The organism is Comamonas guangdongensis (assembly GCF_041079535.1).
Lineage (GTDB): Bacteria > Pseudomonadota > Gammaproteobacteria > Burkholderiales > Burkholderiaceae_C > Comamonas > Comamonas guangdongensis.
This window is the reverse complement of the sequence record NZ_JBFYGN010000038.1, coordinates 1-24,216: the sequence shown is the minus strand read 5'-3', so window position 1 is coordinate 24,216 and position 24,216 is coordinate 1. Positions and strand designations below refer to the sequence as shown.

At 65.6% G+C, this 24,216-nt stretch carries 20 protein-coding genes; 5 read left to right on the top strand and 15 right to left on the bottom strand.

The window, feature by feature from the left end:
• Positions 1–103: 103 nt before the first annotated feature.
• Positions 104–1,075 (bottom strand): rhodanese-like domain-containing protein, encoded by a 972-nt coding sequence (locus tag AB6724_RS20740; RefSeq protein WP_369340440.1) that lies wholly within the window; start codon positions 1,073–1,075, stop codon positions 104–106.
• Positions 1,076–1,303: 228 nt separating this feature from the next.
• Here AB6724_RS20740 and AB6724_RS20735 point away from each other — a divergent pair, with 228 nt between their 5' ends.
• Positions 1,304–2,644 (top strand): MFS family transporter, encoded by a 1,341-nt coding sequence (locus tag AB6724_RS20735; RefSeq protein ID WP_369340439.1) that lies wholly within the window; start codon positions 1,304–1,306, stop codon positions 2,642–2,644.
• Here the strand turns inward: AB6724_RS20735 and AB6724_RS20730 are convergent.
• The 13 genes from AB6724_RS20730 to AB6724_RS20670 all read right to left on the bottom strand — a co-directional run bounded on the left by AB6724_RS20730 (position 2,638) and on the right by AB6724_RS20670 (position 19,267).
• Positions 2,638–3,507 (bottom strand): alpha/beta fold hydrolase, encoded by an 870-nt coding sequence (locus AB6724_RS20730; protein ID WP_369340438.1) that lies wholly within the window; start codon positions 3,505–3,507, stop codon positions 2,638–2,640. The genes AB6724_RS20735 and AB6724_RS20730 overlap by 7 nt on opposite strands.
• Positions 3,508–3,608: 101 nt before the next feature.
• Entirely contained in the window at positions 3,609–5,762 is a 2,154-nt protein-coding gene (locus AB6724_RS20725) for a 3-hydroxybutyrate oligomer hydrolase family protein (protein WP_369340443.1), read from the bottom strand.
• Between the two features lie 80 nt (positions 5,763–5,842).
• Positions 5,843–6,910 carry a branched-chain amino acid ABC transporter permease gene (locus tag AB6724_RS20720; protein ID WP_369340437.1) on the bottom strand — a complete coding sequence of 356 codons (1,068 nt, stop codon included), beginning with the start codon at positions 6,908–6,910 and terminating at the stop codon, positions 5,843–5,845.
• Positions 6,911–6,925: 15 nt separating this feature from the next.
• The gene (locus AB6724_RS20715) at positions 6,926–7,909 is read right to left on the bottom strand and encodes a branched-chain amino acid ABC transporter permease (RefSeq protein WP_369340442.1); all 984 of its coding nucleotides are present in this window, start codon (positions 7,907–7,909) and stop codon (positions 6,926–6,928) included.
• 88 nt (positions 7,910–7,997) lie between these two features.
• Positions 7,998–8,723, bottom strand: a complete 726-nt coding sequence (locus AB6724_RS20710) for an ABC transporter ATP-binding protein (protein ID WP_369340436.1) — start codon at positions 8,721–8,723, stop codon at positions 7,998–8,000.
• Complete coding sequence (locus tag AB6724_RS20705) at positions 8,720–9,550, bottom strand: ABC transporter ATP-binding protein (protein ID WP_369340435.1); 831 nt, start codon at positions 9,548–9,550, stop codon at positions 8,720–8,722. The genes AB6724_RS20710 and AB6724_RS20705 overlap by 4 nt, the downstream gene beginning before the upstream one ends.
• 184 nt (positions 9,551–9,734) lie before the next feature.
• Entirely contained in the window at positions 9,735–10,922 is a 1,188-nt protein-coding gene (locus AB6724_RS20700; RefSeq protein WP_369340434.1) for a substrate-binding domain-containing protein, read from the bottom strand.
• A 236-nt stretch (positions 10,923–11,158) separates the two neighbouring features.
• Positions 11,159–12,034 carry an amidohydrolase family protein gene (locus AB6724_RS20695; RefSeq protein WP_369340433.1) on the bottom strand — a complete coding sequence of 292 codons (876 nt, stop codon included), beginning with the start codon at positions 12,032–12,034 and terminating at the stop codon, positions 11,159–11,161.
• A gap of 48 nt (positions 12,035–12,082) precedes the next feature.
• Positions 12,083–14,071 carry an acetoacetate--CoA ligase gene (locus AB6724_RS20690; RefSeq protein WP_369340432.1) on the bottom strand — a complete coding sequence of 663 codons (1,989 nt, stop codon included), beginning with the start codon at positions 14,069–14,071 and terminating at the stop codon, positions 12,083–12,085.
• 95 nt (positions 14,072–14,166) lie between these two features.
• Positions 14,167–15,711: a sigma-54 interaction domain-containing protein gene (locus AB6724_RS20685; RefSeq protein ID WP_369340431.1), complete on the bottom strand. Its 1,545-nt coding sequence runs from the start codon at positions 15,709–15,711 to the stop codon at positions 14,167–14,169.
• Between the two features lie 218 nt (positions 15,712–15,929).
• Positions 15,930–17,450, bottom strand: a complete 1,521-nt coding sequence (locus AB6724_RS20680) for a tripartite tricarboxylate transporter permease (RefSeq protein ID WP_369340430.1) — start codon at positions 17,448–17,450, stop codon at positions 15,930–15,932.
• A complete protein-coding gene (locus tag AB6724_RS20675) occupies positions 17,450–18,043 on the bottom strand; it encodes a tripartite tricarboxylate transporter TctB family protein (RefSeq protein ID WP_369340429.1) in 594 nt (197 codons plus the stop codon). The genes AB6724_RS20680 and AB6724_RS20675 overlap by 1 nt, the downstream gene beginning before the upstream one ends.
• Before the next feature lie 258 nt (positions 18,044–18,301).
• Positions 18,302–19,267 carry a Bug family tripartite tricarboxylate transporter substrate binding protein gene (locus tag AB6724_RS20670; RefSeq protein ID WP_369340428.1) on the bottom strand — a complete coding sequence of 322 codons (966 nt, stop codon included), beginning with the start codon at positions 19,265–19,267 and terminating at the stop codon, positions 18,302–18,304.
• Positions 19,268–19,402: 135 nt separating this feature from the next.
• On the opposite strand from AB6724_RS20670, the gene AB6724_RS20665 reads away from it, so the two are divergent.
• The 4 genes from AB6724_RS20665 to AB6724_RS20650 all read left to right on the top strand — a co-directional run bounded on the left by AB6724_RS20665 (position 19,403) and on the right by AB6724_RS20650 (position 23,230).
• Entirely contained in the window at positions 19,403–20,104 is a 702-nt protein-coding gene (locus AB6724_RS20665) for a response regulator (RefSeq protein WP_369340427.1), read from the top strand.
• Positions 20,101–21,576 carry a sensor histidine kinase gene (locus tag AB6724_RS20660; RefSeq protein ID WP_369340426.1) on the top strand — a complete coding sequence of 492 codons (1,476 nt, stop codon included), beginning with the start codon at positions 20,101–20,103 and terminating at the stop codon, positions 21,574–21,576. The genes AB6724_RS20665 and AB6724_RS20660 overlap by 4 nt, the downstream gene beginning before the upstream one ends.
• 33 nt (positions 21,577–21,609) lie before the next feature.
• Entirely contained in the window at positions 21,610–22,047 is a 438-nt protein-coding gene (locus AB6724_RS20655) for an RNA-binding S4 domain-containing protein (RefSeq protein ID WP_369340425.1), read from the top strand.
• A 352-nt stretch (positions 22,048–22,399) separates the two neighbouring features.
• Entirely contained in the window at positions 22,400–23,230 is an 831-nt protein-coding gene (locus tag AB6724_RS20650) for a DNA/RNA non-specific endonuclease (protein WP_439329907.1), read from the top strand.
• 69 nt (positions 23,231–23,299) lie between these two features.
• Here AB6724_RS20650 and AB6724_RS20645 read toward each other — a convergent pair whose 3' ends face one another.
• Positions 23,300–24,046 (bottom strand): 16S rRNA pseudouridine(516) synthase, encoded by a 747-nt coding sequence (locus AB6724_RS20645; protein ID WP_369340424.1) that lies wholly within the window; start codon positions 24,044–24,046, stop codon positions 23,300–23,302.
• Positions 24,047–24,216 lie beyond the last annotated feature (170 nt).

Sequence of the window (24,216 nt, the reverse complement as noted above, 5' to 3'; positions counted from 1 at the left end):
CCTGCCAACCCCGCAAGCCATGCTCCTCGCGGCTATCGGCGTTTTTCCACACTCAACGGGGACATAGCCTTTTTTATTGCTCGGCAGTCCTTGGCCGGCCCGCTCAGACCCTGGCGTCCACCACCCGATCCGGCACGGCCTCCACATCGAGGCCCGCCGCTTCCCAGGCCGACAGCCCCCCCACCAGCGGCCGCACATTGGAAAATCCCGCACGCTGCAGCTGCTTGGCCACGCGCGCCGCGGACACCTCGTTGGGACAGTCGCAATAAACCACCAGGCCGTTGGCATGCTGCTCGCGCGGCAGCAGCTTTTCATAGGCGGGCTTGCCCTGCTCCATGCAGCGCAGCCAGGGCTTGGCTCCGGGGATATGCGCCTGGTCGAACAGCATGGGCTCGCGCACATCGATCACCGTGGGGTGTATGCCCTGGGCATGCAGGCCCGCGAGCTCGGCCACGGAGATGCGCGGCATCTTGAGCGAGCGCGCCACGCGGTGGCGCTGCCACCATTTGCGCGCCACGAACACCGCAAAAGCCAGGATCAGCAGCAGCAGCCCCCATTTGCCCAGGGCCGTCAGCACCTCCAGCAGATCTTCCACGGTCGAGGCGAACAGCGAGCCCAGAAACACGGCCGACCCTACCCAGATCAGCGCGCCCAGTGTGTCGAACAGCACAAAGGTGCGCAGCGGCGTGCCCACCACGCCGGCCAGCGCGCTGGCAATCGAGGCGAAACCCGGTACGAACTTGGCCACCAGCAGGGACCTGGCGCCCCAGCGGCCGTAGACCGATTCGGTCTGGCGTATGCAGGCATCGGGCGACAGCGAGATGCGGCAGATGCGGCCCAGCACGCGGTGGCCGTATGCCTTGCCGGCCTGGTACCAGATCACATCGGCCAGCAAGGCCGCCGCCACGGCCAGGGCCGTGAGCCAGCCCAGCCTGGCCCAGCTCGTGCCTTCGAGAGCGCCCGTGACCACCAGCACGGGATAGGCCGGCACCGGCGCCCCCAGCTGTTCCACGAACACATTGAGGAACACGATGCCCAGGCCGTATTCCCGAATCAGATCCACCAGAAAACCCATGGTCTCAACTCCAGGCTGATTGCAGCCACCTCGCCGCATGCGCGCCATGCTAGCGCCGCCGCCACATCCCTGCTGCGCCAGGGTTGAATCGCGTGGTCCTTGCCGGCTCCGATGCGCACACAGGCAATCGACCGACAGCCAAGGCCGGCGGCGCGGGTGCAAGATGGTCGGCGCAGGGCCATGGCCGGCCACAGATCCCGGTCCGCTGGTTCTGGCCGGAGGCCGTCCATGCAACAGTCATACAACAGCACGCTGCCCGCCCAAGCACAGGCCGACCCGCCCGCACCGCGCGCCTATACACGCGAGGAAAAACGCCACCGGGTGTTTGCCATCATGGCGGCCTCCTCGGGCAATCTGGTCGAGTGGTTCGACTTCTATGTCTACGCGTTCTCGGCGCTGTATTTCGCGCCCTCGTTCTTCCCCAAGTCCGACCCCACGGCCCAGCTGCTCAATACCGCGGGCGTGTTCGCGGCGGGCTTTCTGATGCGCCCCATAGGCGGCTGGCTGTTCGGGCGCATAGGCGACCGGCTGGGCCGCAAGATCGCGCTGCTGACCTCGGTCACCATGATGTGCGCAGGCTCCCTGGTGATCGCCTCCCTGCCCACCTACAGCCAGATCGGCGCCTGGGCGCCGTTTCTGCTGCTGGTATGCCGGCTGTTCCAGGGCCTGTCCGTGGGCGGCGAGTACGGCACCACGGCCACCTATATGAGCGAGGTCGCGCTGCGCGGCCAGCGCGGCTTTTTCTCCTCGTTCCAGTACGTGACCCTGATAGGCGGGCAGCTGCTGGCCGTGCTGGTCATCGTCATCCTCGAGGCCTGGCTCAGCGAGGCCGAGCTCAAGGCCTGGGGCTGGCGCATTCCGTTCGTCTGCGGCGCCATCGCGGCCGTGGTCGCGCTGCTGCTGCGCCGCACGCTGCACGAAACCCAGACCGAGGCCGCCAGGAGCACGGCCGAGGCCGGCACCATCAGCGGCCTGCTGCACCACCACAAGGCAGCCTTCCTCACCGTGCTCGGCTACACGGCCGGCGGCTCGCTGATCTTCTATACCTTCTCGACCTATATGCAGAAGTACCTGGTCAACACGGTACACCTGCCCATCAAGACCGCCAGCTATGTGATGACCTTCGCGCTGCTGGTCTTCATGTGCGTGCAGCCCCTGTTCGGCATGCTCTCGGACCGCATAGGCCGGCGCACCAATATGATGCTGTTCGGCGCCCTGGGTGCCCTGTTCACCGTGCCCATCCTGACCGCACTCAAGCATGTCTCAAGCCCGCTGCCGGCCTTTCTGCTGATCACGGCAGGGATGCTGATCGTGAGCTTCTACACCTCGGTGTCCGGCATCGTGAAGGCCGAGATGTTCCCGCCCGAGGTGCGCGCGCTGGGCGTGGGCCTGGCCTATGCGATCGCCAATGCGATCTTCGGCGGCTCGGCCGAATACGTGGCGCTGGGGCTCAAGACCCTGGGCCATGAAAACGCCTTCTTCTGGTATGTGAGTGCAATGATGGTGCTGGCCTTCTTCGTCAGCCTGCGCCTGCCCAAGCAGGCCGCCTATCTGCACCACGATTATTGACGCAGGCAGGCCAGCACGGCATCGAAATGCGCCGGCACATTGAGGGCCGGCGCATGGCCGCAGCCCTCAATTTCAAGCCAGGTCAGCAATCCTCTGGCGCCGGGGCCGCGGCCCCGCATGCGCTCGGCCACGGATTTGAGCACCAGGTCCGACTCCACGCCGCGCAGCAGCAGCACCGGAATCGACAGCGCGTCGTAATGCTCCCAGATCAGGTAGTCGTTATCGTGCGCAGTGAACTGCTGGATCATGGCCGGATCGTAGTGCGGCGTCACGCGGCCGTCGTCGGTACGGCGCGTGCCGGTCTCGGTGAGCTTGCGCCACTCGGCCTCGCTGAGCCAGCCATAGGGTTTGTAGGCCGAGCGGAAAAAGGCCTCCAGCTCGGCCACGGTGGCAAAGACCGGCGGCTGGCCCGCATAGGCCTTGATGCGCGCGAGCGCGGCCGCGGCCAGCTCGGGCGCATTGTCGTTGAGCGTGAGCGTGAGAATGCGCTGCTTGAGTTCGGGTTCGAACAGGCCCGAGGCGCAGACCGTGCCTATGGCCCCGCCCATGGAGGTGCCCACCCAGTGCACCTGCTCCAGCGCCAGCCCATCCATGAGCTCGCGCGCCAGTCGCGCATAAAAGCGCAGGCTGTATTCCTCGCCGGGCGCCCGGCTCCACTGGCTCAGGCCCCGGCCCAGGGTATCGGGGCAGATCACGCGGTAACCCTGGCCGGCCAGGAATTGCGCCAGCGCATCCATGTCGCGGCCCGTTCGGGCCAGGCCATGCCAGGCGATCACCGTGGCCACGGGTTCGCCGGCCGGCTGCCAGTCCATGTAGTGGATTTCATAGCCGGCGCAGACGGCATAACAGGAGCGCGGTTGCATGGTGTGTCTCAAAAACAATTGCATGAATGGAGTGGGCGGGCGGAGCCTGAGCCCGGCACCGAGCCTGCCAAGGCCCCGGTGCCGGCTAAGGACGGCGACGCTCAGTTCGGCACGTTCAAGCTGCTGCCGCTGAAGCCGATCTGGTCGGCCTGGGCCGGCAGGTTCGCGAACGGCGGCACGTTGGCGGCCGTGATGGCCGGAGCCGCCCCGGGCGTGCCGCCGCGTGGCGTGGTACGCACCACCTGGCTGGCCGGCAGGGCTGTGCCCGACTTCAGATAGGCATACATCGCATCCATGGCCTGGTTGAAGTACGGATGCAGCGGAACGAAGCGCGTATCGAAGCCCGGGAACGGCAGAAAAGCGTCGAAATGCTGGCCGTTGAGCACCTCGATATAGCGCAGCCGGCTCGATGCCCCTTCCAGCGTGCGGTTCAGCGCCGTATAGGCGCGCGCATTGTTGTTGACCGGCACCAGCGCATCGCTGCGGCCGGCCACGATGATGGCCGGCTTGCCGCGCAGATTGGCGTTATGCAGCACCTCGGCCACGCCGACGCGCACCGCATCGCTTTGTGCCTTGGTCGGAGTACTGGCGGCCGTCAGCGCTGCGCCGCTGACCGGATCCAGGCCACTGACCAGCGCATATTGGCACAGTGCATTGTCCAGACCGAAGTCGGCCACGCCCGTGGATGGCGACACCGCGAACTGCCAGGCCTTGGCCCCACCCACCGAGTCGTTGTAGACCACGGCCGCCGGCGTACCGTTGGCCGTGCCATTGGCCGTGGCGAAGCTCTGCGCCAGCGCCGTGGGTGTCGCCGCCACCACGTCGCCCGAGGCATTGACCGCGGCAAAGCTGGCGCGACACAGATTGTCGTTGGCCGCAAAGCGGCCATAGGCCATGGTGTACATGGCCGAGAGAATCGGACCGTTGCCCAGCCCGTAGTGAGCGTTGTGCATGCTGTCGTTCTCGGCCGTCCAGCCAAAGGCGTGCAGCTTGTTCAGCGCGTCGGTGGCGCGGTCGTCCCGGGTCGCCCCGCTGACCAGGCCCTTGGCCGCAAGGCCGTCGCAGCGCGCATTGGCACGGGCCGTCATGTTGGCGGAGCCTATGTAGTTGTAGAGCGATGACTCCGTCAGCGCCGCGGCCGGCGCCAGCGCCGCACAGGGCTGGTAGATGTTGCCGTAGGTGGTGTACTCGGCCAGGGTCTTGCCGTAGCCCGGCACAGCCACGCCGCCGAGCTGGACTCCGTAGCCAGCCCGGGTCGGCATCTCGGTCACGGGCTCGGACGCCACCACGCCGTCGATAAGGCCGTCGTCATCCTGCTCAACCGCACGCAGCGAAGCCGCCCCGCCATTGGAGGCCGAGCCCGCGATCACCAGGGTGTTGGAGCGCGTGAAAGGCACGGGATTCGCGACCGTGCCGTAGCGTGCGTTCAGCACATACAGAGCGTAGCGGCCCGCGGCCAGCGTGTCCCGGCCCCAGTCCTTTTCGGGGTTTTGCTGGGAGTGCGCATGCTTGATGGCGATGCGGTTCGGAAAGGCCGCGTTGTAGGCCGCACGTGCTGCATCGCTGAGGCTGGCGGCAAAAATACTCAGCATGCCTGCGGCCGTGCGCGTGGCGCGGGTGCCGTCAATCTTGTTCACCGTATCGTCGGCCAGATTGTGCAGGCCCACGCCCTTGCCGGCATCGGTCAGCGCCACGGCGCAACCCTTCTTGAGCCCCCATTCGCCGGCCGTGCCTATGGCGCCGTAGACACCGCGCGAGCCCGACGAGGGGCCAAGCACGATGCAGGGGTTGCCGGGGTTGAAGCTGTCTGGCACCAGCACGGCAATCACGGTCTGCTTGCGGCCCGTGCCGTCGTCGAGCACGGCCACCGATTCGCGGCCGGGAATCAGCCCCTCGCCGGCCGTCACCTGGCCCTGGGCCGTGACATTGGGCCCGTACAGCAGGCCATAGCCGCCATTGGCCGAGGGGTCGAGAATGCCGCGGTAGTTGGAATACAGCGCATTGCGGCGCAGCTCGGCTGCCGTGGGATTGGCCGGGTCGGCATAGGCCGGAGGAGCCGCGGCGCCGAGGCCGGTCTTGCCTATGCCACCCGTGAGCAGGTCCTGCGCGGCCGCCGTGGTGCCCGTACCCACGGTCGCGGCCGGATACTGCGTGGTGCCTATTTCCTTGATGCCCCGGGGCAGCTCGTTGGACGGCGAGCCGCCGCCGCAGGCCGCCAGCGCGGCTGCGGACAGGGCCGTCAGCGCCCAACGCATGGTCATCCGCCGATTCCTCAAACTCACTCGCATAGCCTCTCCTTGGGTAGTTGTATTGCAAGCACGAGAACTGGCGCCCCTCAGGATGGAGCGCGCGGGGAACGCAGCCGCCCCACGACACCCGTGGGGAAGTAATAGACCGAGAGCACGAACAGCAGGCCCAGCCACAGCAGCCAGCGGTCGGGCGACAGCAGCGCAGCCAGCCAGGGCAGGCTGCTGCCGGCCTCGCTGGCCAGGCGCAGCAGGTCCTGCAGATAGCTCTGGGCGATCAGGAACACGACGGAGCCGATCACCGCGCCGTAGATGGTGCCCATGCCGCCGATCACGACGATGAGCAGGCAGTCCATCATGATCTCGAACGAGAGCGAGGTATCGGGCCCGTTGTAGCGCAGCCAGACGGCCAGCATGGCACCGGCCACGCAGGCGAACAGGGCCGACAGCACGCTGGAGGTGGTGCGGTAGACCACCACGCGATAGCCAATGGCCTCGGCACGGAATTCGTTCTCGCGGATGGCCTGCAGCACGCGGCCGAACGGCGAATTGACGATGCGCAGCAGCATCAGCACCAGGGCCACGGCCACGACGAAGAGCAGGTAGTAGCTGAGGATCTTGCCGTCGATGGTCACGCCGAAGATATCGTTCTCGAAAGGCTCGAAGCTGGGCGACAGCCATTCGGGCATCTTGAAGGTCAGGCCGTCCTCGCCCCCGGTCCAGTCCGACAGCTGCGAAGCCAGGGTCTGAAAGGCCGCGGCCACGGCCAGCGTGATCATGGCGAAGAAGATGGCGCGCACGCGCAGCGAGAACAGGCCTATGGCCAGCGACAGCAGCAGCGAGACCACGAGCGCGCCGCCCAGCCCCGCGGCCAGAGCGCCCCAGCCCGCGCCCAGGCGCGTGGAGGCAATGGCCACGCCATAGGCGCCTATGCCGAAGAACATGGTGTGGGCAAAGCTCACGATGCCGGTATAGCCGAGCAGCAGGTCGAAGCTGGCCACCAGCACCACGAAGATCAGCACCTTGGCCGCCACATTGAGTGCCTTGACGCCGGGAAAGAAAAACGGCGCCACGGCCAGGCCCGCGAAGATGGCCAGCAGCATCACGGCCAGCACGCGGCTGCGCGGCAGGTCGCCGGAGAGCAAACGGTTGAGCATTCGGTTTCCTCTCCTTCAGCGATTGGCGACCGGATAGATGCCCTGGGGCCGCCACAGCAGAACGGCCACCATGAGCGCAATATTGGAAAACAGCGCCACCTTGGGCACGAGGAAGCCCGTGTAGTTGGCCATCAGCCCTACCAGCAGCGCACCGATCAGCGCGCCGCCCGTGCTGCCCAGACCGCCGATGATGATGACGATGAAGATCAGCACATTGACCTGGGCGCCCATCTGCGCCACCACGTTCTGCTGGTACAGGCCCCACATCACGCCGCCCAGGCCGGCCAGGGCCGAGCCCGCGACGAACACCGCCACGAACAATCGGCGCACGCGGTAGCCCAGGGACTCGACCATCTCGCGGTCCTGCACGCCGGCGCGGATCAGCAGGCCGATCTTGGTGCGTGCCAGCGTCCAGGCCAGCACCGCGAACACGGCGGTCCCCACCAGCACGGCGAAGACCCGGTATTTCTCCACGGCCGCCTCGCCCAGCAGCCAGGCGCCCTTCATGGCTTCGGGCAGCGGCAACGGAATCTGCTGCGGACCCCAGATGACCTTGATCAGCTCCTCGCCGATGATCATGCCGCCCATGGTGATGAGGATCTGCTTGAGATGCTGACCATAGACGGGCCGCACGATGAAGCGCTCGAAGGCCAGGCCCAGGGCACCCGCCACCAGCATGGCTACCACCATGGCCGGCAGCACGGCCACCAGGTTGCGCCACAGCTGTGCCGAGCCCGTCCAGTCGCCCATGGCGCCGAGCACGCTGGTGGCGACGAAGGCCCCCAGCGCGATGAACACGCCGTGGCCGAAGTTGAGCACGTCCATGAGGCCGAACACCAGCGTCAGGCCCGAGGCGATGATGAAGATGATCATGCCCATGGCCAGGCCCGCCACCGTCAGCGTGAGCCAGGTGCTGGGCGAGCCCACCAGGGGCAAGGTAGCCAGCGCCAGCAGCGGCACCAGCAGCAGCGGCTTGTAGTCCAGGTCCCGGCCCATCATCGGCTTTTTTCGGTGAACTTTCATATCCATAGCTGCCAGCGCATGCCCGGCAAGCGCTTGAGCCGATTTTGTGTTGAATTTCCGGGTTTCATAGCGACAGTCCCAGCAGCGATTGCTGCAGCGCTTCGTCGGCCGCGAGATCGGCCATGCGGCCCGCGTACACGACGCGGCCGTTGTCCATCACGGCCACGCCGTCGCCCAGGCGCTTGGCGAAGGCAATGTTCTGCTCGACCAGCAAAATGCTCACGCCGCAGGCCTTGAGCCGGGCAAAGGCCTCGATCATGTTGTTGATGATGGCCGGTGCCAGGCCTTTGCTGGGCTCGTCCACGATGAGTAGATCGCGCGGCTCGACCATGGCGCGCGCCACGGCCACCATCTGCTTTTGCCCGCCGCTGAGCTTGCCGGCCGGGTGGTCCCAGAACTTCTGCACGGCCGGGAACAGCTCATAGATCCAGTCCAGGCGTGAGCGGTCCATGCGCGCCGCGTTCGAGGCCGAGCGCGCGGCCAGCACCAGGTTTTCCTTGACCGTGAGATCGGCAAAGATGCCCATGTTCTCGGGCACATAGGCGATGTTGAGCCGGGCAATCGCCGGCGTGGCCAGGCGCGTGATGTCCTGCTGGCCGAAACGGATGCTGCCCTGGCTGGCCTGCCACAGGCCCATGATGGTGCGCAGCGTGGTCGTCTTGCCCGCACCGTTGCGGCCCAGCAGCATGGTGACCTCGCCGCGCGGCACGGCCAGATCCACGCCGTGCAGGATGTGATAGGCGCCGATATGGGTGTGCACGCCCTGGAGCTCCAACAGTAGCTCGCTCATGGCTGCTCTCCCCTTCCCCCGGATGGGGGAAGGCCGGAATGGGGGGGAGCCTCAGTGCCGCCAACGGCATCCTGGGGCGTCAGCCCCAGGTATGCCTGCTGCACCACGGGCGAAGCGATCACCTCGGCCGGCAGCCCGTCGGCCACCAGCGTGCCGTTGGTCAGCACGATGATGCGGTCGGCCAGCTCGCGCACCACGTCCATCTTGTGCTCCACCAGCAAAATGGTCTTGCTGCGATCCTTCTTGAGTTCGCGTATCAGGTCGAGGATCACCGGCGCCTCGTCATGGCTCATGCCCGCCGTGGGCTCGTCGAACATATAGACCTGCGGCTCCAGCGCCATGAGCAGCGCCACCTCGAGCTTGCGCTGGTCGCCATGCGGCAGGGCCGAGACCGGCTCGTCGCGCCGCGCCCACAGCGCCACCTGCTCCAGGATTTGCTGTGCACGCGCCAGCAGCGCGCGGTGGTCGCTCCAGATGCTCCAGAGATTCATGCCGCGCCGGTGCGCACCCTGGCGCGTGGCCTGCACGGCCAGGCGCACGTTCTCCAGCACCGACAGGGCCGGGAACAGATTCGTGAGCTGAAAGGCCCGCCCCAGGCCGGCGCGCGTGCGCGCCGAAGGCGCCAGGCCCGTGAGGTCGCGCCCCTGCAGCGACACCCTGCCCTCGGTGGCCCGCAACTGCCCCGAGATCAGATTGAAGTAGGTGGTCTTGCCCGCACCATTGGGGCCGACGATGGCCGTCAGCGTGCCCGGCTCGAAGGAGCAGGTCACGCCGTTGACCGCCACATGGCCGCCAAAGCGAATGGTGAGCTTGTCTGTGGTCAGCATGAGAAATAGGCGAATACAGCCCCTAGCGCCCTATACACAAGCGCATGCAGCTATCAAAAAGTGAACTGAACCTTGCCCGCGCGCTGACCAAGCCAGAGACGCCGAGCAAGAGCCGCCTCGCGGCGATGGCGTCGTCCCCCTCCCGAAGAGAGAGGGGGAAGGCGCGCAGCGACTCAGGGGGTGGTTACCGTCCGTTCCGGACGGGAACATCCATTTCCTCAGGCTTGATCTCGCGCACCAGCTCGGGCACGCCCCAGGCAAAGGTCGGATCGTTCTTGATCCTGAAGTGGTACATGCTCTGCATGGCCTGGTGGTCCTGCTTGCGGAAGGTCATCTGGCCCTTGGGCGTGTCGAAGCTCATGCCTTCCATGGCCTTGATCAGCGTATTCGCCTTGGTATCGCCATTGCTCTTCTTGAGCGCCGTGACGATGGCCATGGCGGCCGAGAAGCCGCCCGCCGTGAAGAAGTCCGGCGGCGCCTTGAACTGCTTGTAGTTCATGGACACCAGCGCCTCGTTGACCGGATTCTTGGGAATGCCGTAGTAGTAATAGGTCGCGCCCTCCATACCAGGCAGGTTCTTGTAGGCCGCCATGGCGGGCAGGATGTTGCCGCCCGTGGCGATCTCGATGCCGTAGCGCTTGAGATCCATGTCGGCGATCTTGAACGGATTGCCGGCGCCGGCCCAGACGATCCAGATGATCTTCTTGCCCGGCTGGTCCTTGAGCTTGTCGATCAGGCGCTGGGCGCCGGCCGTGAAGTCGGTCGTGGCCGCGGGCAGGTACTCCTCGTGCACCAGCTTGCCTTTTTTGACAGCCTCCTTGAAGGCCTTGACGCCATCGCGGCCGAAGGCGTTGTCCTGGGCCAGCGTCGCAATCGTCACGCCGGGCTTGTCTATGGCCACGGCATTGCCGATCGCATCCTGGCTGGAATTGCGACCCGTGCGGAAGATGTACTTGTTCCACTTGTCGCCCGTGATCGAATCGGCCACGGCGGGCTCCACGATCAGTATCTTCTTGTACTCCTCGGCCACGGGCAGCATGGCCAGCGCCACGCCCGAAGCGCTGGGGCCCACGGCCAGATCGGCCTTGTCGTCCGAGTACGCGGTGGCCAGCTGGCTCTTGCCGAGGTCGGGCTTGCCCTGGTCGTCCTTCTCGATCACCACCAGCTTCTTGCCCGCGACCGCCATGGTGCCGCCGGTCGCATATTCCAGGCCCATCATCAGGCCTGCCTGGGTCTGCTTGCCATAGGCCTCCAGCGGACCGGTCTTGCTGTAGACATGGGCGATGCGTATCTCGGACTGGGCCAGAGCGGCCGGAAGCTGGATCACCATGGCCGCCAAAGCAGCGGCCTGCAGCAGGCTGGGCTTGAACATCTGTAGTCTCCTTGTGGCGGTATGTCCGCTTGTCTTTGTATGCTGCAGAGATAGCAGGCTTTATGCCAGCTTGCGCCCTCCCCGACGGCCTCCACACAGGCGCCAAATTGACCGGAATCCAGACACTTCATGCCTGAATATCAGACATTGCCTGATTTCAAGACAGGAACGCACCAGCATCAAGCAGGCGCCCGGAAACAAAAAAGGACCACTTCCGTGATCCTTTTCCCTCGCGCTCAATCGCGCTTGCCGTCGAGCTCCAGCAGCCGCACGGCGTTGCCCTTGAGGATGCCGGGCATGACTTCGGGCTTGAAGCCGGCGACCTCGAAGTCCTTCATCCAGCGCTCGGGCGTGATCAGCGGGAAGTCGCTGCCGAACAGCACGCGGTCCTTGAGCAAGGTGTTGGCGTACTGGATCAGCTGCTTGGGGAAGTACTTGGGGCTCCAGCCCGAGAGGTCGATCCAGACATTGGGCTTGTGCAGTGCCACCGAAAGCGCCTCGTCCTGCCAGGGAAAGCTGGGGTGGGCCATGACGATCTGCATATCGCCGAAGTCCACGGCCACGTCGTCGAGCAGCATGGGGTTGCTGTAGGCCAGGCGCAGGCCGCCGCCGCACTTCATGCCGCTGCCTATGCCGCTGTGGCCGGTATGGAAGATGGCCGGCAGCTTGTAGTGGTTGATGACCTCGTAGATGGGCCAAGCCATGCGGTCATAGGGATGGAAACCCTGGACCGTGGGATGGAACTTGAAGCCCTTGACGCCGCATTCGGTGATCAGGCGTTCGGCCTCGCGCGCGCCCATCTTGCCCTTGTGCGGATCGATGCTGGCAAAGGCGATCATCAGGTCGCTGTTCTCGCGCGCGGCGTCGGCAATCTCCTCGTTGGGAATGCGGCGGCGGCCCAGCTGCGCCTCGCTGTCCACGGTGAACATCACCAGGCCGATCTTGCGCTCGCGGTAATAGGCGATGGTCTCGGCAATCGTCGGGCGCAGCGAGCTGCCGAAGTATTTGTCGGCCGCGCGGTCGTACTCCTCGCCATAGCTGTCAAAGGGGTTGCGGCAGCTGACCTCGGCATGGGTATGAAAGTCTATGGCGATCAGGTCTTGATGATTCATGAGTGAGCCTGCTTTGGGGTAATGAGTCAGATCGGCCTCAAGCGCTTGTCACGCCTGCGGCACCTGCTCTCGAAATTGAATAAAGAAATCGATGCTGGACGGGTTGGCCATGGCATCGGGGCTGGCCACCTGGGCCGCCTCGGCGCCCAGCAGCAGCTTGCGTATGGGCACCTCCATCTTTTTGCCGCTCAGGGTGCGCGGAATCTCGGCCACCTGCACCACCACATTGGGCACATGGCGGGCCGAGGCCTTGGTCTTGATCGCGTTCTTGATCTGGGCGACCAGCTCGTCCGTCAGCGTCTGGCCCTGAGCCAGGGTCACAAACAGCGGCATGAAGGACGGGCGGCCCAGGTATTCGAGATCGACCACCAGGCTGTCCTTGACGGCCTCGAGCTCCTCGACCACACGGTAGATCTCAGCCGTGCCCATGCGTATGCCGAAGCGGTTGATGGTGCTGTCCGAGCGGCCATAGATCACGGCCGTGCCGCGCTCGCTGAACTCTATCCAGTCGCCGTGGCGCCAGCAGCCGGCAAAGACATCGAAATAGCTGTCGTGGTAGCGCTTGCCCTGCTCGTCGTTCCAGAAGAACACGGGCATGGAAGGCATGGGTTCGGTGATCACCAGCTCGCCGACTTCGCCGACCACGGCTTGGCCCTGCTCGTTGAAGGCATGGGCGGCCACGCCCAGCTCGCGGCACTGGATCTCGCCAGCGTTCACGGGCAGTATCGGAGCGCAGGCCACAAAGCCCGAGGCGATGTCGGTGCCGCCGCTGATCGATGCCAGCCAGAGATCACTCTTGACGTTCTCGTAGACCCAGGCATAGGCATCGAGCGGCAGCGGCGAGCCCGTGGAATTGATGGCGCGCAGCTTCTCGAACTTGCGGCCCCGGCCCGGCTGCACGCCATCCTTCATGCTCTTGATGAGGAAAGCCGCGCCGCAGCCAAAGATGCTGACCTGATATTGGTCGATGAAGTCCCAGAGCGCATCATCATTAGGCGCCGTGGGATTGCCATCGGACAGCACCACGGTCGCGCCCGCCAGCAGGCTGCCTATCATCAGATTCCAGACAATCCAGCCCGTGCTGCCCAGGAACATGAAGCGGTCGCCGGGCCGCACATCGTGCTGCAGACGGTTGGTCTTGAGATGGGTGAGCACGATGCCGCCGTGGCTGTGAACCATGGCCTTGGGCAGGCCCGTCGTGCCCGAGGAATACACCACCCACAGCGGATGGGAGAACGGTACGCGCTCGAACTGCAGCTCGGCCTCTTCATGCACCGCCTGCTGCCAGCTCATGCAGCTACGCCAGGGTACAGATGCATGCTCCGTATCCCGGCCAAACAAGGGGCCGGGCACATGGATCACATGGGCGATTTCGGGCAGGCCTTGCAGCACATCGCTCAGCACTTCGCGGCGGTCAAACTGCTTGCCGCCATAGGCATAGCTGTCGGTGGCGAAGATCAGCTTGGGTGCAATCTGCTGGAAACGGTCGAGCACCACGGAGACCCCCATCTCCGGCGCACAGCTGGACCAGACGGCGCCCAGGCTGGCACAGGCCAGAAACGCCACCACGGTCTGCGGCACATTGGGCAGATAGGCCACGACCCGGTCGCCGCGCCCTATGCCCAGGCCGCGCAGGGTCGCGGCCAGCGCGCCCACATCGCGCTGCAGCTGCCGCCAGGCCATTTCCTGGGGCGGCTGCCCCTCGCAGCGCGCAATGATGGCCGGGCGCGAGTCCGTGGCCTGGCGGAAGACATGTTCGGCGTAATTGAGCGCCGTATCCGGAAACCACTGCGCGCCCGGCATGCTGTGCGTGCTGAGCACCGCGGTCGGATCGCCGTCGGCCTGGATGGCGAAATAGTCCCAGATGGAGCGCCAGAAGCCTGCTACATCCGTGGCCGACCACTGCCACAGCGCCGCATAGTCCCGGAAGTCGCGGCCGCGGCTGGCGCGCAGCCAGTCCATGTAATGCCAGAGGCCGCTTTGCTCCATCTGTTGCTGCGAGGGTTGCCACAACACCTGCCCTTGTTCCACCGCCATGCTGTCTCCGGGTTTGAAATTAGATATTTTTTATAACTATAAAAACAAACCGAATCCTGGCTGCCCAGGGTATTCCCTGGAGTTGCATGTATCGATCAAAGATTCAGCTGTTCCAGCCTGTCGTAAAGCTTGGCGCGCGAAATGCCCAGCGCCCTGGCCACGGCCAGCTTGTTGCCGCCATGCGCCGCCAGCGCCGCCCTTATGGCGCGCGCCTCCAGTTCGGCCACCTGATCCGCCAGAGGCCTGAGCAGGCCGGCTCCATCCTGCGGCCCCCTGCCATGAACCGACGGCCCACAGCCGGGATGCGGCGTCAGCGGCTCCACGCCCGAGGAGCGCAGCACTTCGGCCAGCAGGGCCGCGTCCAGACTCGCATCATCGCTGCGCATGGCCGCCTGCTCCAGCACATTGCGCAGCTCGCGGATATTGCCGCGCCAGGCCTGGACCGCCAGCAGCTCCAGCGCCCCGCTGCCCAGTTCGGGCGGCGGCATGTCGTTGCGCAGGGCCAGGTCCTCGCCCAGCACCTCCACCAACGCCGGAATGTCGCTGCGGCGCTCGCGCAGCGGCGGCACGCGTATCGGCAGCACATGCAGGCGGTAGAACAGGTCTTCGCGAAACTGTCCGTCGCGCACCATCTGCGCCAGATCGCGCGATGTCGCAGCCACCACACGCGCATCGAAGCGCACGATCTGGTTCGAGCCCAGCGGCTCGATCTCGCCCTCCTGCAAGGCGCGCAACAGCTTGGCCTGCAGGCTGGGCGGCATATCGCCGATCTCGTCGAGGAACAGGGTACCGCCGTCGGCGAGCTTGAATTTACCGTCGCGCGGCTTGCGCTCGGCGCCCGTGAAGGCCCCCGGAGCCACGCCAAAGAATTCGGCCTCCAGCAGGCTTTCCGGAATGGCCGCGATGTTGACGCCGACAAACGGCCCGGCGGCGCGGGCCGAGGCCGCATGGATGGCGTGGGCCAGCACCTCCTTGCCGGTCCCCGTCTCGCCCAGCAGCAGCACAGGGCTCATGGACTGGGCCGCGCGCCGCGCCTGGCGCTTGACTTCCACGGCGGCGGGACTGCTGCCTACAAAGCTCGCAAAACTGTACTTGGCGCGGCGCTCGCCCTGGGTGGCGGCGCGCTGGCTGCGGCTGCGCTGGGCCGCGAGCTCGCGCCGGGCTTCGTCGAGGTCGCGCTGCAGCAGCGCAAACTTGCTGATCAGCGGCTGCAGCGTGGTTTCGGGCTGATCGAACAGCACAATGCCTATGGCGCCCAGCACGGCGCCGTCCTCGTCCTGCAAGGGCAGGCGGCTGACCACGAAGGTACCGGCGCCATTCGTCAGCAGGTCGATCAGCACCGGCTGGCCGGTCTCGAGCACGCGGCGCATCTGGGTATTGGGAATGACCTCCTCCACCATATGCCCCAGAAAATCGCCGACCGAGGCCACACCCAGCCGGGGCAGAAAGCGCTCATAGCCCTGGTTGACCCAGACAATGCGCCCGGTCTTGTCGACCAGGAACATGCCCTGGCTCATCGACGAGAACAGCTGAAACATGGAGCGAGCCGCCAGCGCATAAATGCCATCGGCATCCATGGGCAGGCCTTGGCCCGGCATGCGGGCGGCGGGATCGGAGATTGCCGTGGCGCTGATTTCCATCATCCGGCCATGGTAGGTGCAATGCGGGCCCCGGACATCGGGGCAGCCCTGCAAAGCCGATCTCATCGGCGATCACAGCGAGAGCCGCTGGCGAACGCCCGGCAACGAATCGAAGCCCGACGGCCATAAAAAAATCCCCCGTTCACTGTGATGAACGAGGGACGTGAATGCAGCGGGTTCCATGCGTAACGCCCCCGCGGCAGGTTGGCAAAGCTGTGTCAGGCGATAGCGGCCTCCCGGGCCTCGGGCCTGGACTCCGAGATGCGCTTGAGCACTCGGGGAACGATCAGCACGGCCAGCACGATGATGACCAGCGTCAGCGACATGGGGCGCTGGAGGAAGATCATCCAGCTGCCTTCGCCGATGGAGACCGCGTTGCGCATCTGCGCTTCGGCCAGAGGGCCCAGGATCATGCCCACCACCACGGGAGCCGTGGGGAAGTCGAAGCGGCGCATGATCACGCCCAGCACGCCGATGCCGTAGAGCAGGAACAGATCGAAAGCGCTCTGGCGCATGCCGTAGGCACCCACGGTGGCGAAGATCAGAATGCCCGCATACAGCTGGGGGCGCGGGATCTTCAGCAGCTTGACCCACAGGCCCACCATGGGCAGGTTCAGCACCAGCAGCATCACATTGCCGATATACAGCGAGGCGATCAGCGCCCAGACCAGGGCCGCGGAGCTGGTGAACAGCTGCGGGCCGGGGTTGATGCCGTAGTTCTGGAACGCGCCCAGCAGCACGGCCGTGGTGTTGCTGGTGGGAATGCCCAGGGTCAGCAGCGGGATCAGGGCCGCCGTCACCGTGGCGTTGTTGGCGGCTTCGGGACCGGCCACGCCTTCGATGGCGCCGCTCTTGCCGAACTCTTCCTTGTCCTCGCCCTTGGCCAGCTTCTTTTCAGTGGCATAGCTGAGGAAGGTCGGGATCTCGGTGCCACCGGCAGGAATACAGCCGAAAGGCGTACCGATGACCGTGCCGCGAATCCAGGCGGGGACGGAGCGCTTCCAGTCACGCTTGGTCATATGGACGCGGGTCAGCTTGTTCTGGGATTCTTCCACCTTGCCTTCGTAGATGGCTGCGTACAGCACCTCGGCCACGGCAAACAGGCCCACGGCCACCAGCACGATATCGATGCCGTCCAGCAGTTCCATCTGGCCGCCCGTGTAGCGGGCCGCACCCGAGATCTGGTCCATGCCGATCAGGCCCGCAGCCAGGCCCACGAACAGCGAGGTCATGCCGCGCAGCGAGCTCTGGCCCAGCACGGCGCTCACGGTGGTGAAGGCCAGCACCATCAGCATGAAGTACTCGGGCGGTCCCAACTTGACGGCGAAGTCGGCCACATAGGGAGCGAACAGCGTCACCACCACGGTGGCAAAGGTACCGGCCACGAAGGAGCCAATGGCAGCCGTGGCCAGCGCGGCGCCGGCGCGGCCGCTCTTGGCCATCTTGTTGCCTTCCATGGCCGTGACCATGGAAGCCGTTTCACCCGGCGTGTTCAGCAGGATGGAGGTGGTCGAGCCGCCGTACATGGCACCGTAGTAGATGCCGGAGAAGAAGATCATGGACGCCGTCACGTCCACCTTGGCGGTGATCGGCAACAGCATGGCCACGGCCACGGCAGGGCCGATGCCGGGCAGCACGCCCACGGCCGTGCCCAGTGCGCAGCCCACCAGGGCCCACAGCAGATTGACGGGTGTGATGGCCGTGGCAAAGCCGGCCATGAGTGCGTTGAAAATATCCATTACAGCCACCCTGTCTCAGTCAGGCCCGGCAGATTGATGGCCAGGAACTTGGTGAACATCCAGAACACGGGCGCCGAAATCAGCAGGCCCGTCACAACGTCCTTCACCCAGGTGCCGACGGCCCCGGCCTGTGTCTGTCCGGCCGCGCGGCGCAGGCCCTGAACGGCCAGCACATAGCACAGCGCACAGCTGAAAATGAAGCCCAGCTTGGCAATCAGCGCGGCATTGACCAGCAGGCCGGCCGATACCCAGACAAAGGGCAGGAGGTCGGCCTTGGCCTGGCCGCCGGGATCGGCCGCATGGCGAAAGCCGCCGGTTCGGGCTTCCCAGACCAGCAGCGCACCGCAGATGCCAAGCACCGCGGCACACAGCCAGGGCAGGAAGTTGGGGCCCACGCCGCCGTAGCCGGAATCGGCAGGGATCTGCAGCGCGCCCACGGCCAGGCCCACGGCGACCAGCAGCACGCCACCGCCCACGATGGTCTGCACCATGCTGGACGGCACATTGGGGCTTTGCGGCTCGCTAGGGTCTGCATAGGCCGAAACCTGCGCGGCCTCTGCGGCCTTGGCAAGATTTTGGAATGACTCAGACATAATGGAGTTGCTTGATTTCAGTGATTTTTGGAACTCGTCAGAGCGGCTCTGCCCTGGCCTTGCGGGCCCTGGCGCAGCAACCCCCACGCATCACGGGGCTGCACAAACCCTGGCCTGGCCTTGCGGCCAAGCCATGCATCTGTGCAATGGAAAAACATGCGGGACGGCGAAGAGATGGGTGGCTGCAGCTGTGTGCGCCGCCCCCGCGCCCCGCGAAAGAGAGATAGGCCATGGCCGCGAGGCCAGGGCCATGGATCATCAGATCATGCCGGACTTGGCCATGGTGGCGCGCAGGCTGGCGAACTCGTCGTCCACAAACTTGGCAAAGGCGTCGCCGGCCAGCCATGCGGGTGTCCAGTCGTTCTTTTGCAGCGCCTCGGCCCAGGCCTTGCTCTTGCTGGCCTTCTCGATCTGGGCGATCAGCTCGTCGCGCTGGGCCTTGGAGATGCCCGGAGCGCCGTAGACGCCGCGCCAGTTGCCGATTTCCACATTGATGCCCTGCTCCTTGAGCGTGGGGATGCTGGCGGCCGCGCCCTTGAGACGCTGGCCGGAGGTCGCGCCGATGGGCTTCATCTTGCCGGTGCTGATGTACTCGGCGAACTCGCTGAAGCCGCTGCCGCCCACGGTGACGTTGCCGCCCAGGATGGCCGAGATCGCCTCACCGCCTCCACGGAAAGCCACGTAGTTGATCTTGGCCGGGTCCACGCCCACTTCGCGCGCAATCATGGCCGCCGCGATGTGCTCGGTGGAGCCGCGCGAACCACCGCCCCATTTGATGGAGCCGGGGTCCTTCTTGAGCTGGGCGATCACCTCGGCCATGTTCTTGTAGGGCGAGTTGGCGGGCAGCACGAACACGTTGTACTCGCTGGTCAGGCGCACCAGAGGCGTGGCCTGGCTCAGGTTCACGGGCGGCTTGCCCGTGATGATGCCGCCCAGCATCACCGCGCCCATCACCATCATGGCGTTGGAGTCACCCTTGCTGCCGTTGACGAACTGGGCCAGGCCGATCGCGCCGGCCGCACCACCCTTGTTGTCGTACGTGACCGAGGAAGCCACACCCGCATCCTGCAGCGCCTTGCCCAGGGCGCGGCCCGTGGTGTCCCAGCCGCCGCCGGGGTTGGCCGGCAGCATCATCTTGATGGCAGCCGCCGCCTGTGCCGACAGGGGCAAGGCTCCGGCAGCAGCCAGGGCCGCCAGAGACTTCAGAAACATGTCACGACGCATGGTGTACTCCTTATGTAGTTGGTGACGCCGATGATGGACAGCCTGCCTGTCAAATAGCTGTCCAAGAACCTAGGGCAATCCCTAGATAGACAGGGATACTTTCGCGGCCGGCCGGCAATCGGCTAGCGGGGTGCTATGTTCGGCGCCATGCAATTGCTGCTTGTTGAAGATGACACCGCCATGCGCACCACGCTGCAGCGCACGCTGATGCGCCGCGGCATGCATGTGAATGTGGCCTCGGACGGCCCCAGCGCCCTGGCCCACTGGCTGGCGCGCGAGCCCGATGCCGTGGTGCTGGACCTGAGCCTGCCTGGCCTGGACGGACTGCAGGTACTGGAGCGCGCGCGCGCCCAGGGCCTGCGTACGCCCGTGCTGATCCTCACGGCACGCGGCACCGTGGGCGACCGGGTGCTGGGCCTGAACGCCGGGGCCGATGACTATCTGGCCAAGCCTTTCGATCTCGACGAGCTCGAGGCCCGCCTGCGCGCTCTGCTGCGCCGCAGCCATGACAGCTTCACACCCAAATCAGCCCCTGAGACCATACAGCTAGGGGCCTTGCGCTACGAAAAAGAAAGCGGCGCGCTCTATCTGCACGATGCCGTGCTGGAGCTCACGCCGCGCGAGCTGGCCATGATGCATGCGCTGCTGGCCCGGCCCGGCCATGCGGTGAGCAAGGAGCGCCTGTTCAGCCTGGTCTTTCCCGGCGAGGCCGATGTGCAGTATGAGGCCGTGGAAGTGGTGGCCTACCGCCTGCGCAAGAAACTCGCCGGCACCGGTCTGCAGCTGGTCACGCTGCGCGGGCTCGGCTATCTGATCAAGGCCGAGGGCGGGGCATGACAGGCGGCACGGGCCAGCCCCTGCGCCGCTCGCCCTGGTCCTTGCGGCGCCTGCTGCTGACCGGCATTTTGCTGCCGGTGCTGCTGCTGATCGCCCTCAATGCCTGGAGCCTGTACCAGCAGACCCTGTCCTCGCTGCATACCGCCTACGACCGGACTCTGCTGGCATCGGCCAAGAGCATCAGCGAGCAGATAGGCGTCACCGGCTATGACGATCAGGCGCAGCTGCGCGCCATCGTGCCCTATTCGGCGCTGGAGATCTTCGAGGCCGACAACCAGAGCCGCATGTTCTACCGCGTCTCCACGCTGGACGGCAAGCTGATCTCGGGCTTCGAAGAGCTGCCCATGTGGCACGGCAAGATTCCGCAGCGTCCGCCCTATGCGGCGCTGGTGGATTTCTATGACGCCGAGTTCCGCGATCACCCGGTGCGCGTGGCCGTGCTGCTGCAGCCCGTGGCCAGCGCCACCGGACGCGGCATGGCCGTGATACAGGTGGCTGAAACCCTGGAGCTGCGCGAGACCCTGGCCTTGCAGATTCTGCGCGACACGCTGATTCGCCAGGCCCTGCTGGTGCTGGTGGTGGCGCTCATCGTCATCATCGTGGTGCAGCGCGCGACCCGGCCCATACGCCAGCTCAGCCAGGACCTGCAGGAGCGCGCACAGGGCGATCTGAGCCCGCTCAACGCCCCCGAGGCGCCGCGCGAAGTGCAGCCGCTGCTGGATGCGACCAACCAGACCATGGAGCGGCTGCGCCGCCTGCTCGACAACCAGCAGCGCTTTGTACGCGATGCCTCCCACCAGTTGCGCACGCCGCTGGCGGTGCTCAAGGCCCAGGTGCAGTCCGCCAAGCGCGGCGATCTGCCGCCCGCACAGGCCTTCGATGAAATCGACGATACCGTGGACCGGGCCACGCGCGTGGCCAACCAGATGCTGGCCCTGGCCAAGGTGGAGCAGCTGCGCCAGGAAGACTCCGCCCAACCCGGCCTCAGCGCCGCCTGGCTCGACGAGGTGGTGCGCGACGCGGCACTGGAGCTCTCGCCGCTGATCGCCAACCACGACATGGATTTCGCCATCGAAACCCAGGCCTGCTGCGTGCCCGCCCATGAATGGATGCTGCGCGAGCTGACCCGCAATCTGCTGCACAACGCGATCCGGCATACGCCGCAGGGCGGCCATCTGCAGGTGGATGTGCGCCAGCACCAGGGCCGGGCGCTGCTGTGCATAGAAGACAGCGGCAGCGGCATCGACGACGAGCTGGCCCAGCGCCTGTTCCTGCCTTTTTCGGCGGGCAACGCGCGCAGCGGCTCGGGCCTGGGCCTGGCCATCTGCCAGGAAATCGTGCAGGCCCTGGGGGGCCAAATCGAGCTGCGCAATCTGCAGGATGCGCAGGGCCGGGTGCGCGGCCTGCAGGCACGCGTGCAACTGCCGCTGTGCAGCGCCGAGGCTCCAGAGCACAATCCGCAATCCAGTTAAGTGGAAGTTCGATCCCGGGAGCAAAATACCGATATGAGCGAAATTGCATCCATGCGTCTGGACAAATGGCTGTGGTGTGCGCGGTTTTACAAGACGCGCAGCCTGGCCGTGGAGGAGATTGGCAAAGGCCGCGTCACCGTCAACGGCGCCAATGCCAAGGCCTCGCGCGAGATCCGCGTCGGCGACAGCATTCAGTTGCGCCAGGGCAATATTCCCAAGGAAATCATCGTGCGCGGCCTCAGCGGCATGCGCGGCCCGGCGCCCGTGGCCCAGCAGCTGTATGAGGAAACCGTCCAGAGCATCGCCACGCGCGAGCAGCTGGCCGAGCAGCGCCGCCTCGCGCCCGAACCCGCGGCCAGCCTGGCCGCCCTGCACACCGGCCGCCCGACCAAGCGGGACCGGCGCGAGATCGACCGCGTGCGCCAGGACAGCGGCTGGGGCGACCGCTGGAGCGCATCCATAGACGATTGAAGCTCAGCTGACCCTGCAAAGACGCACACACCGGCGCGTTCCCATCGGCTTGCCATCTTCTGCGCAAGCCTGACTGCCCTCTGATCCCCACATTCCGGACCGAGCCACGCAGGGATTCGAAGCATTCCTGAAATAAGAGCTCTCAGCGCTTGATCAGCCTATATTTGAAGGAACTTTTTGGCCTAAATTCCTTCAGTACCTGCGAGCGCAGCTCTCTTTTGTATAGCTGCCCCGCTGCAAGCGCCTCGCCTTCAAGCTGGCGCCCGCGTCCCCTCCCGCTCCGTCTTGATCTCGCATGCCATCCGCAACCCCTCGGTCTGCCCCCGCTTTTCCCGCAATCTCCGCCCCAGGCTTGGCGCGCTATGCCGCCGTCGCTCTGCTATCGCTCGCAGCCATCGCTTGCACGGCCAAGACGCCGCAGAGTCCGCTGCCCGCGAGTCTGCAGGCCATCCAGAACCCGACTCGCAGCACCCAGGGCTTTAGCCAATGCCCGCAGTTTTTCGCCGGCGGCAAGCCGCCGCTACTCGGCGATCAGCCCAAGCTGCGTGCGCTTTGCTATGACGCGTTTGCCGTGCTGCACAGCGGCCAGAGCAAGACCCCGGTCTTTGTGGCCCAGCGCCTGAACAAGGAACTGGTCGATGATGCCGACGAGAAGCGCACCAACAAGTTCTTCAGCGATGCTCGCCTGCCCCGCGATGAGCGCGCCGAACTCGAGGACTACAAGCGTTCCGGCTATTCGCGCGGCCATATGGCGCCTGCGGGCGACATGCCTACCGCCCAGGCCATGGCGCAGAGCTTTTCACTCGCGAACATGGTGCCGCAATCCAGCAAGCAAAACAGCGGCCCCTGGGCCCGCATCGAGAAGGACACGCGCCGCTATGCCCAGCGCGCGGCCGGAGATGTCTATGTCATCACCGGCCCGGTGTTTGCCGACGATGCGGCCACCGTAGGCGCCAATCATGTGCGCGTGCCCAGCTTTCTCTACAAGCTGGTCTATGACGCCCAGAGCCAGCGCGCCTGGGCTCATTGGCAGGCCAACGATGATGCGGCACGCGTCACCCAGCCCATCAGCTATGAAGAGCTGGTGCGCCGCACGGGGATTGAATTCCTGCCCGGGACGGTGCTGCAGAGCTCAGGCAAATTCCAACATGCGGCCGGTGCCAGCAGCGTGCAGCAACACTGAACCGGTCCATAAAACAGCCAAGGCCTGCCGCGCATGGGCGAGGCAGGCCTTGGCGATGGCAAGCGCGGCTTACTTGCCCGGCTTGAGCAGCTCCAGCTCCTCTGCCGTCAGCCAGCGCCACTGGCCCGCAGCCAGCTCATCGGCCAGCACCAGCCCGCCTATCTTCCAGCGGTGCAAGCCTTCCACGCGGTTGCCCACCGCGGCCAGCATGCGTTTGACCTGATGGTATTTGCCCTCGGTCAAGGTCAGATCCAGCACATGGCTGTCGATCTGCTCGCATGCTGCGGCCTTGACCGGCTTGGGATCGTCATCGAGCACCACGCCATCCAGCAGGCGCTGGACCTGCTTGGCATCCACCGGGTGCTTGCAGGTCACCCGGTAAACCTTGGAGACATGTTTCTTGGGCGAAGACATGCGGTGAATGAACTGGCCATCGTCGCTGAGCAGCAACAGCCCCGTCGTGTCCTGATCCAGGCGTCCAACGGCCTGCACGCCCTGAACCGCACCCTTGTTGGGACGCAGACGCAGCGGCGCGGGCAGCAAGGTATAGATGCTGGGATAGGCCGAAGGCTTTTGCGAACACTCGGTACCGGCGGGCTTGTTCAGCAGCACATAGCCCAGGGCGTGGTATTCCCACTCCACGCCCTGCACCTTGAAGCGCAGGCCCTCGGGGTCGAGATCCAGCGTGGAATCCAGCGTCTTCTCCCACGCGGCGGTCTCGGGGTTCCACAGCTCGACCCAGCCTTGCTGCACCAGGCCGGAGCACACGCGGCGAATGCCAAAGCCCTGTGAATACAACATGTCCTGCAGCTGCATGCTCAATCCTTTCCCGGCTCATCCGCCATGCGACCAAATCTTGATCTATCAAATAAAAAACCCCGCAGCCTTGAGGACTGCGGGGTTTTCGCTGTAAGAGCCTGACGATGACCTACTTTCACACGGGAACCCGCACTATCATCGGCGCAAAGTCGTTTCACGGTCCTGTT

Coding starts and splice junctions, on each gene's coding strand:
- AB6724_RS20705 (WP_369340435.1), bottom strand. CDS start 9,550: ATGCTGACCACAGACAAGCTCACCATTCGCTTTGGCGGCCATGTGGCG.
- AB6724_RS20695 (WP_369340433.1), bottom strand. CDS start 12,034: ATGAATCATCAAGACCTGATCGCCATAGACTTTCATACCCATGCCGAG.
- AB6724_RS20645 (WP_369340424.1), bottom strand. CDS start 24,046: ATGCAGCTGCAGGACATGTTGTATTCACAGGGCTTTGGCATTCGCCGC.
- AB6724_RS20665 (WP_369340427.1), top strand. CDS start 19,403: ATGTTCGGCGCCATGCAATTGCTGCTTGTTGAAGATGACACCGCCATG.
- AB6724_RS20725 (WP_369340443.1), bottom strand. CDS start 5,762: ATGCGTTGGGCGCTGACGGCCCTGTCCGCAGCCGCGCTGGCGGCCTGC.
- AB6724_RS20685 (WP_369340431.1), bottom strand. CDS start 15,711: ATGGAAATCAGCGCCACGGCAATCTCCGATCCCGCCGCCCGCATGCCG.
- AB6724_RS20700 (WP_369340434.1), bottom strand. CDS start 10,922: ATGTTCAAGCCCAGCCTGCTGCAGGCCGCTGCTTTGGCGGCCATGGTG.
- AB6724_RS20720 (WP_369340437.1), bottom strand. CDS start 6,910: ATGCTCAACCGTTTGCTCTCCGGCGACCTGCCGCGCAGCCGCGTGCTG.
- AB6724_RS20710 (WP_369340436.1), bottom strand. CDS start 8,723: ATGAGCGAGCTACTGTTGGAGCTCCAGGGCGTGCACACCCATATCGGC.
- AB6724_RS20660 (WP_369340426.1), top strand. CDS start 20,101: ATGACAGGCGGCACGGGCCAGCCCCTGCGCCGCTCGCCCTGGTCCTTG.
- AB6724_RS20735 (WP_369340439.1), top strand. CDS start 1,304: ATGCAACAGTCATACAACAGCACGCTGCCCGCCCAAGCACAGGCCGAC.
- AB6724_RS20740 (WP_369340440.1), bottom strand. CDS start 1,075: ATGGGTTTTCTGGTGGATCTGATTCGGGAATACGGCCTGGGCATCGTG.
- AB6724_RS20715 (WP_369340442.1), bottom strand. CDS start 7,909: ATGATGGGCCGGGACCTGGACTACAAGCCGCTGCTGCTGGTGCCGCTG.
- AB6724_RS20675 (WP_369340429.1), bottom strand. CDS start 18,043: ATGTCTGAGTCATTCCAAAATCTTGCCAAGGCCGCAGAGGCCGCGCAG.
- AB6724_RS20655 (WP_369340425.1), top strand. CDS start 21,610: ATGAGCGAAATTGCATCCATGCGTCTGGACAAATGGCTGTGGTGTGCG.
- AB6724_RS20690 (WP_369340432.1), bottom strand. CDS start 14,071: ATGGCGGTGGAACAAGGGCAGGTGTTGTGGCAACCCTCGCAGCAACAG.
- AB6724_RS20670 (WP_369340428.1), bottom strand. CDS start 19,267: ATGCGTCGTGACATGTTTCTGAAGTCTCTGGCGGCCCTGGCTGCTGCC.
- AB6724_RS20730 (WP_369340438.1), bottom strand. CDS start 3,507: ATGCAACCGCGCTCCTGTTATGCCGTCTGCGCCGGCTATGAAATCCAC.
- AB6724_RS20680 (WP_369340430.1), bottom strand. CDS start 17,450: ATGGATATTTTCAACGCACTCATGGCCGGCTTTGCCACGGCCATCACA.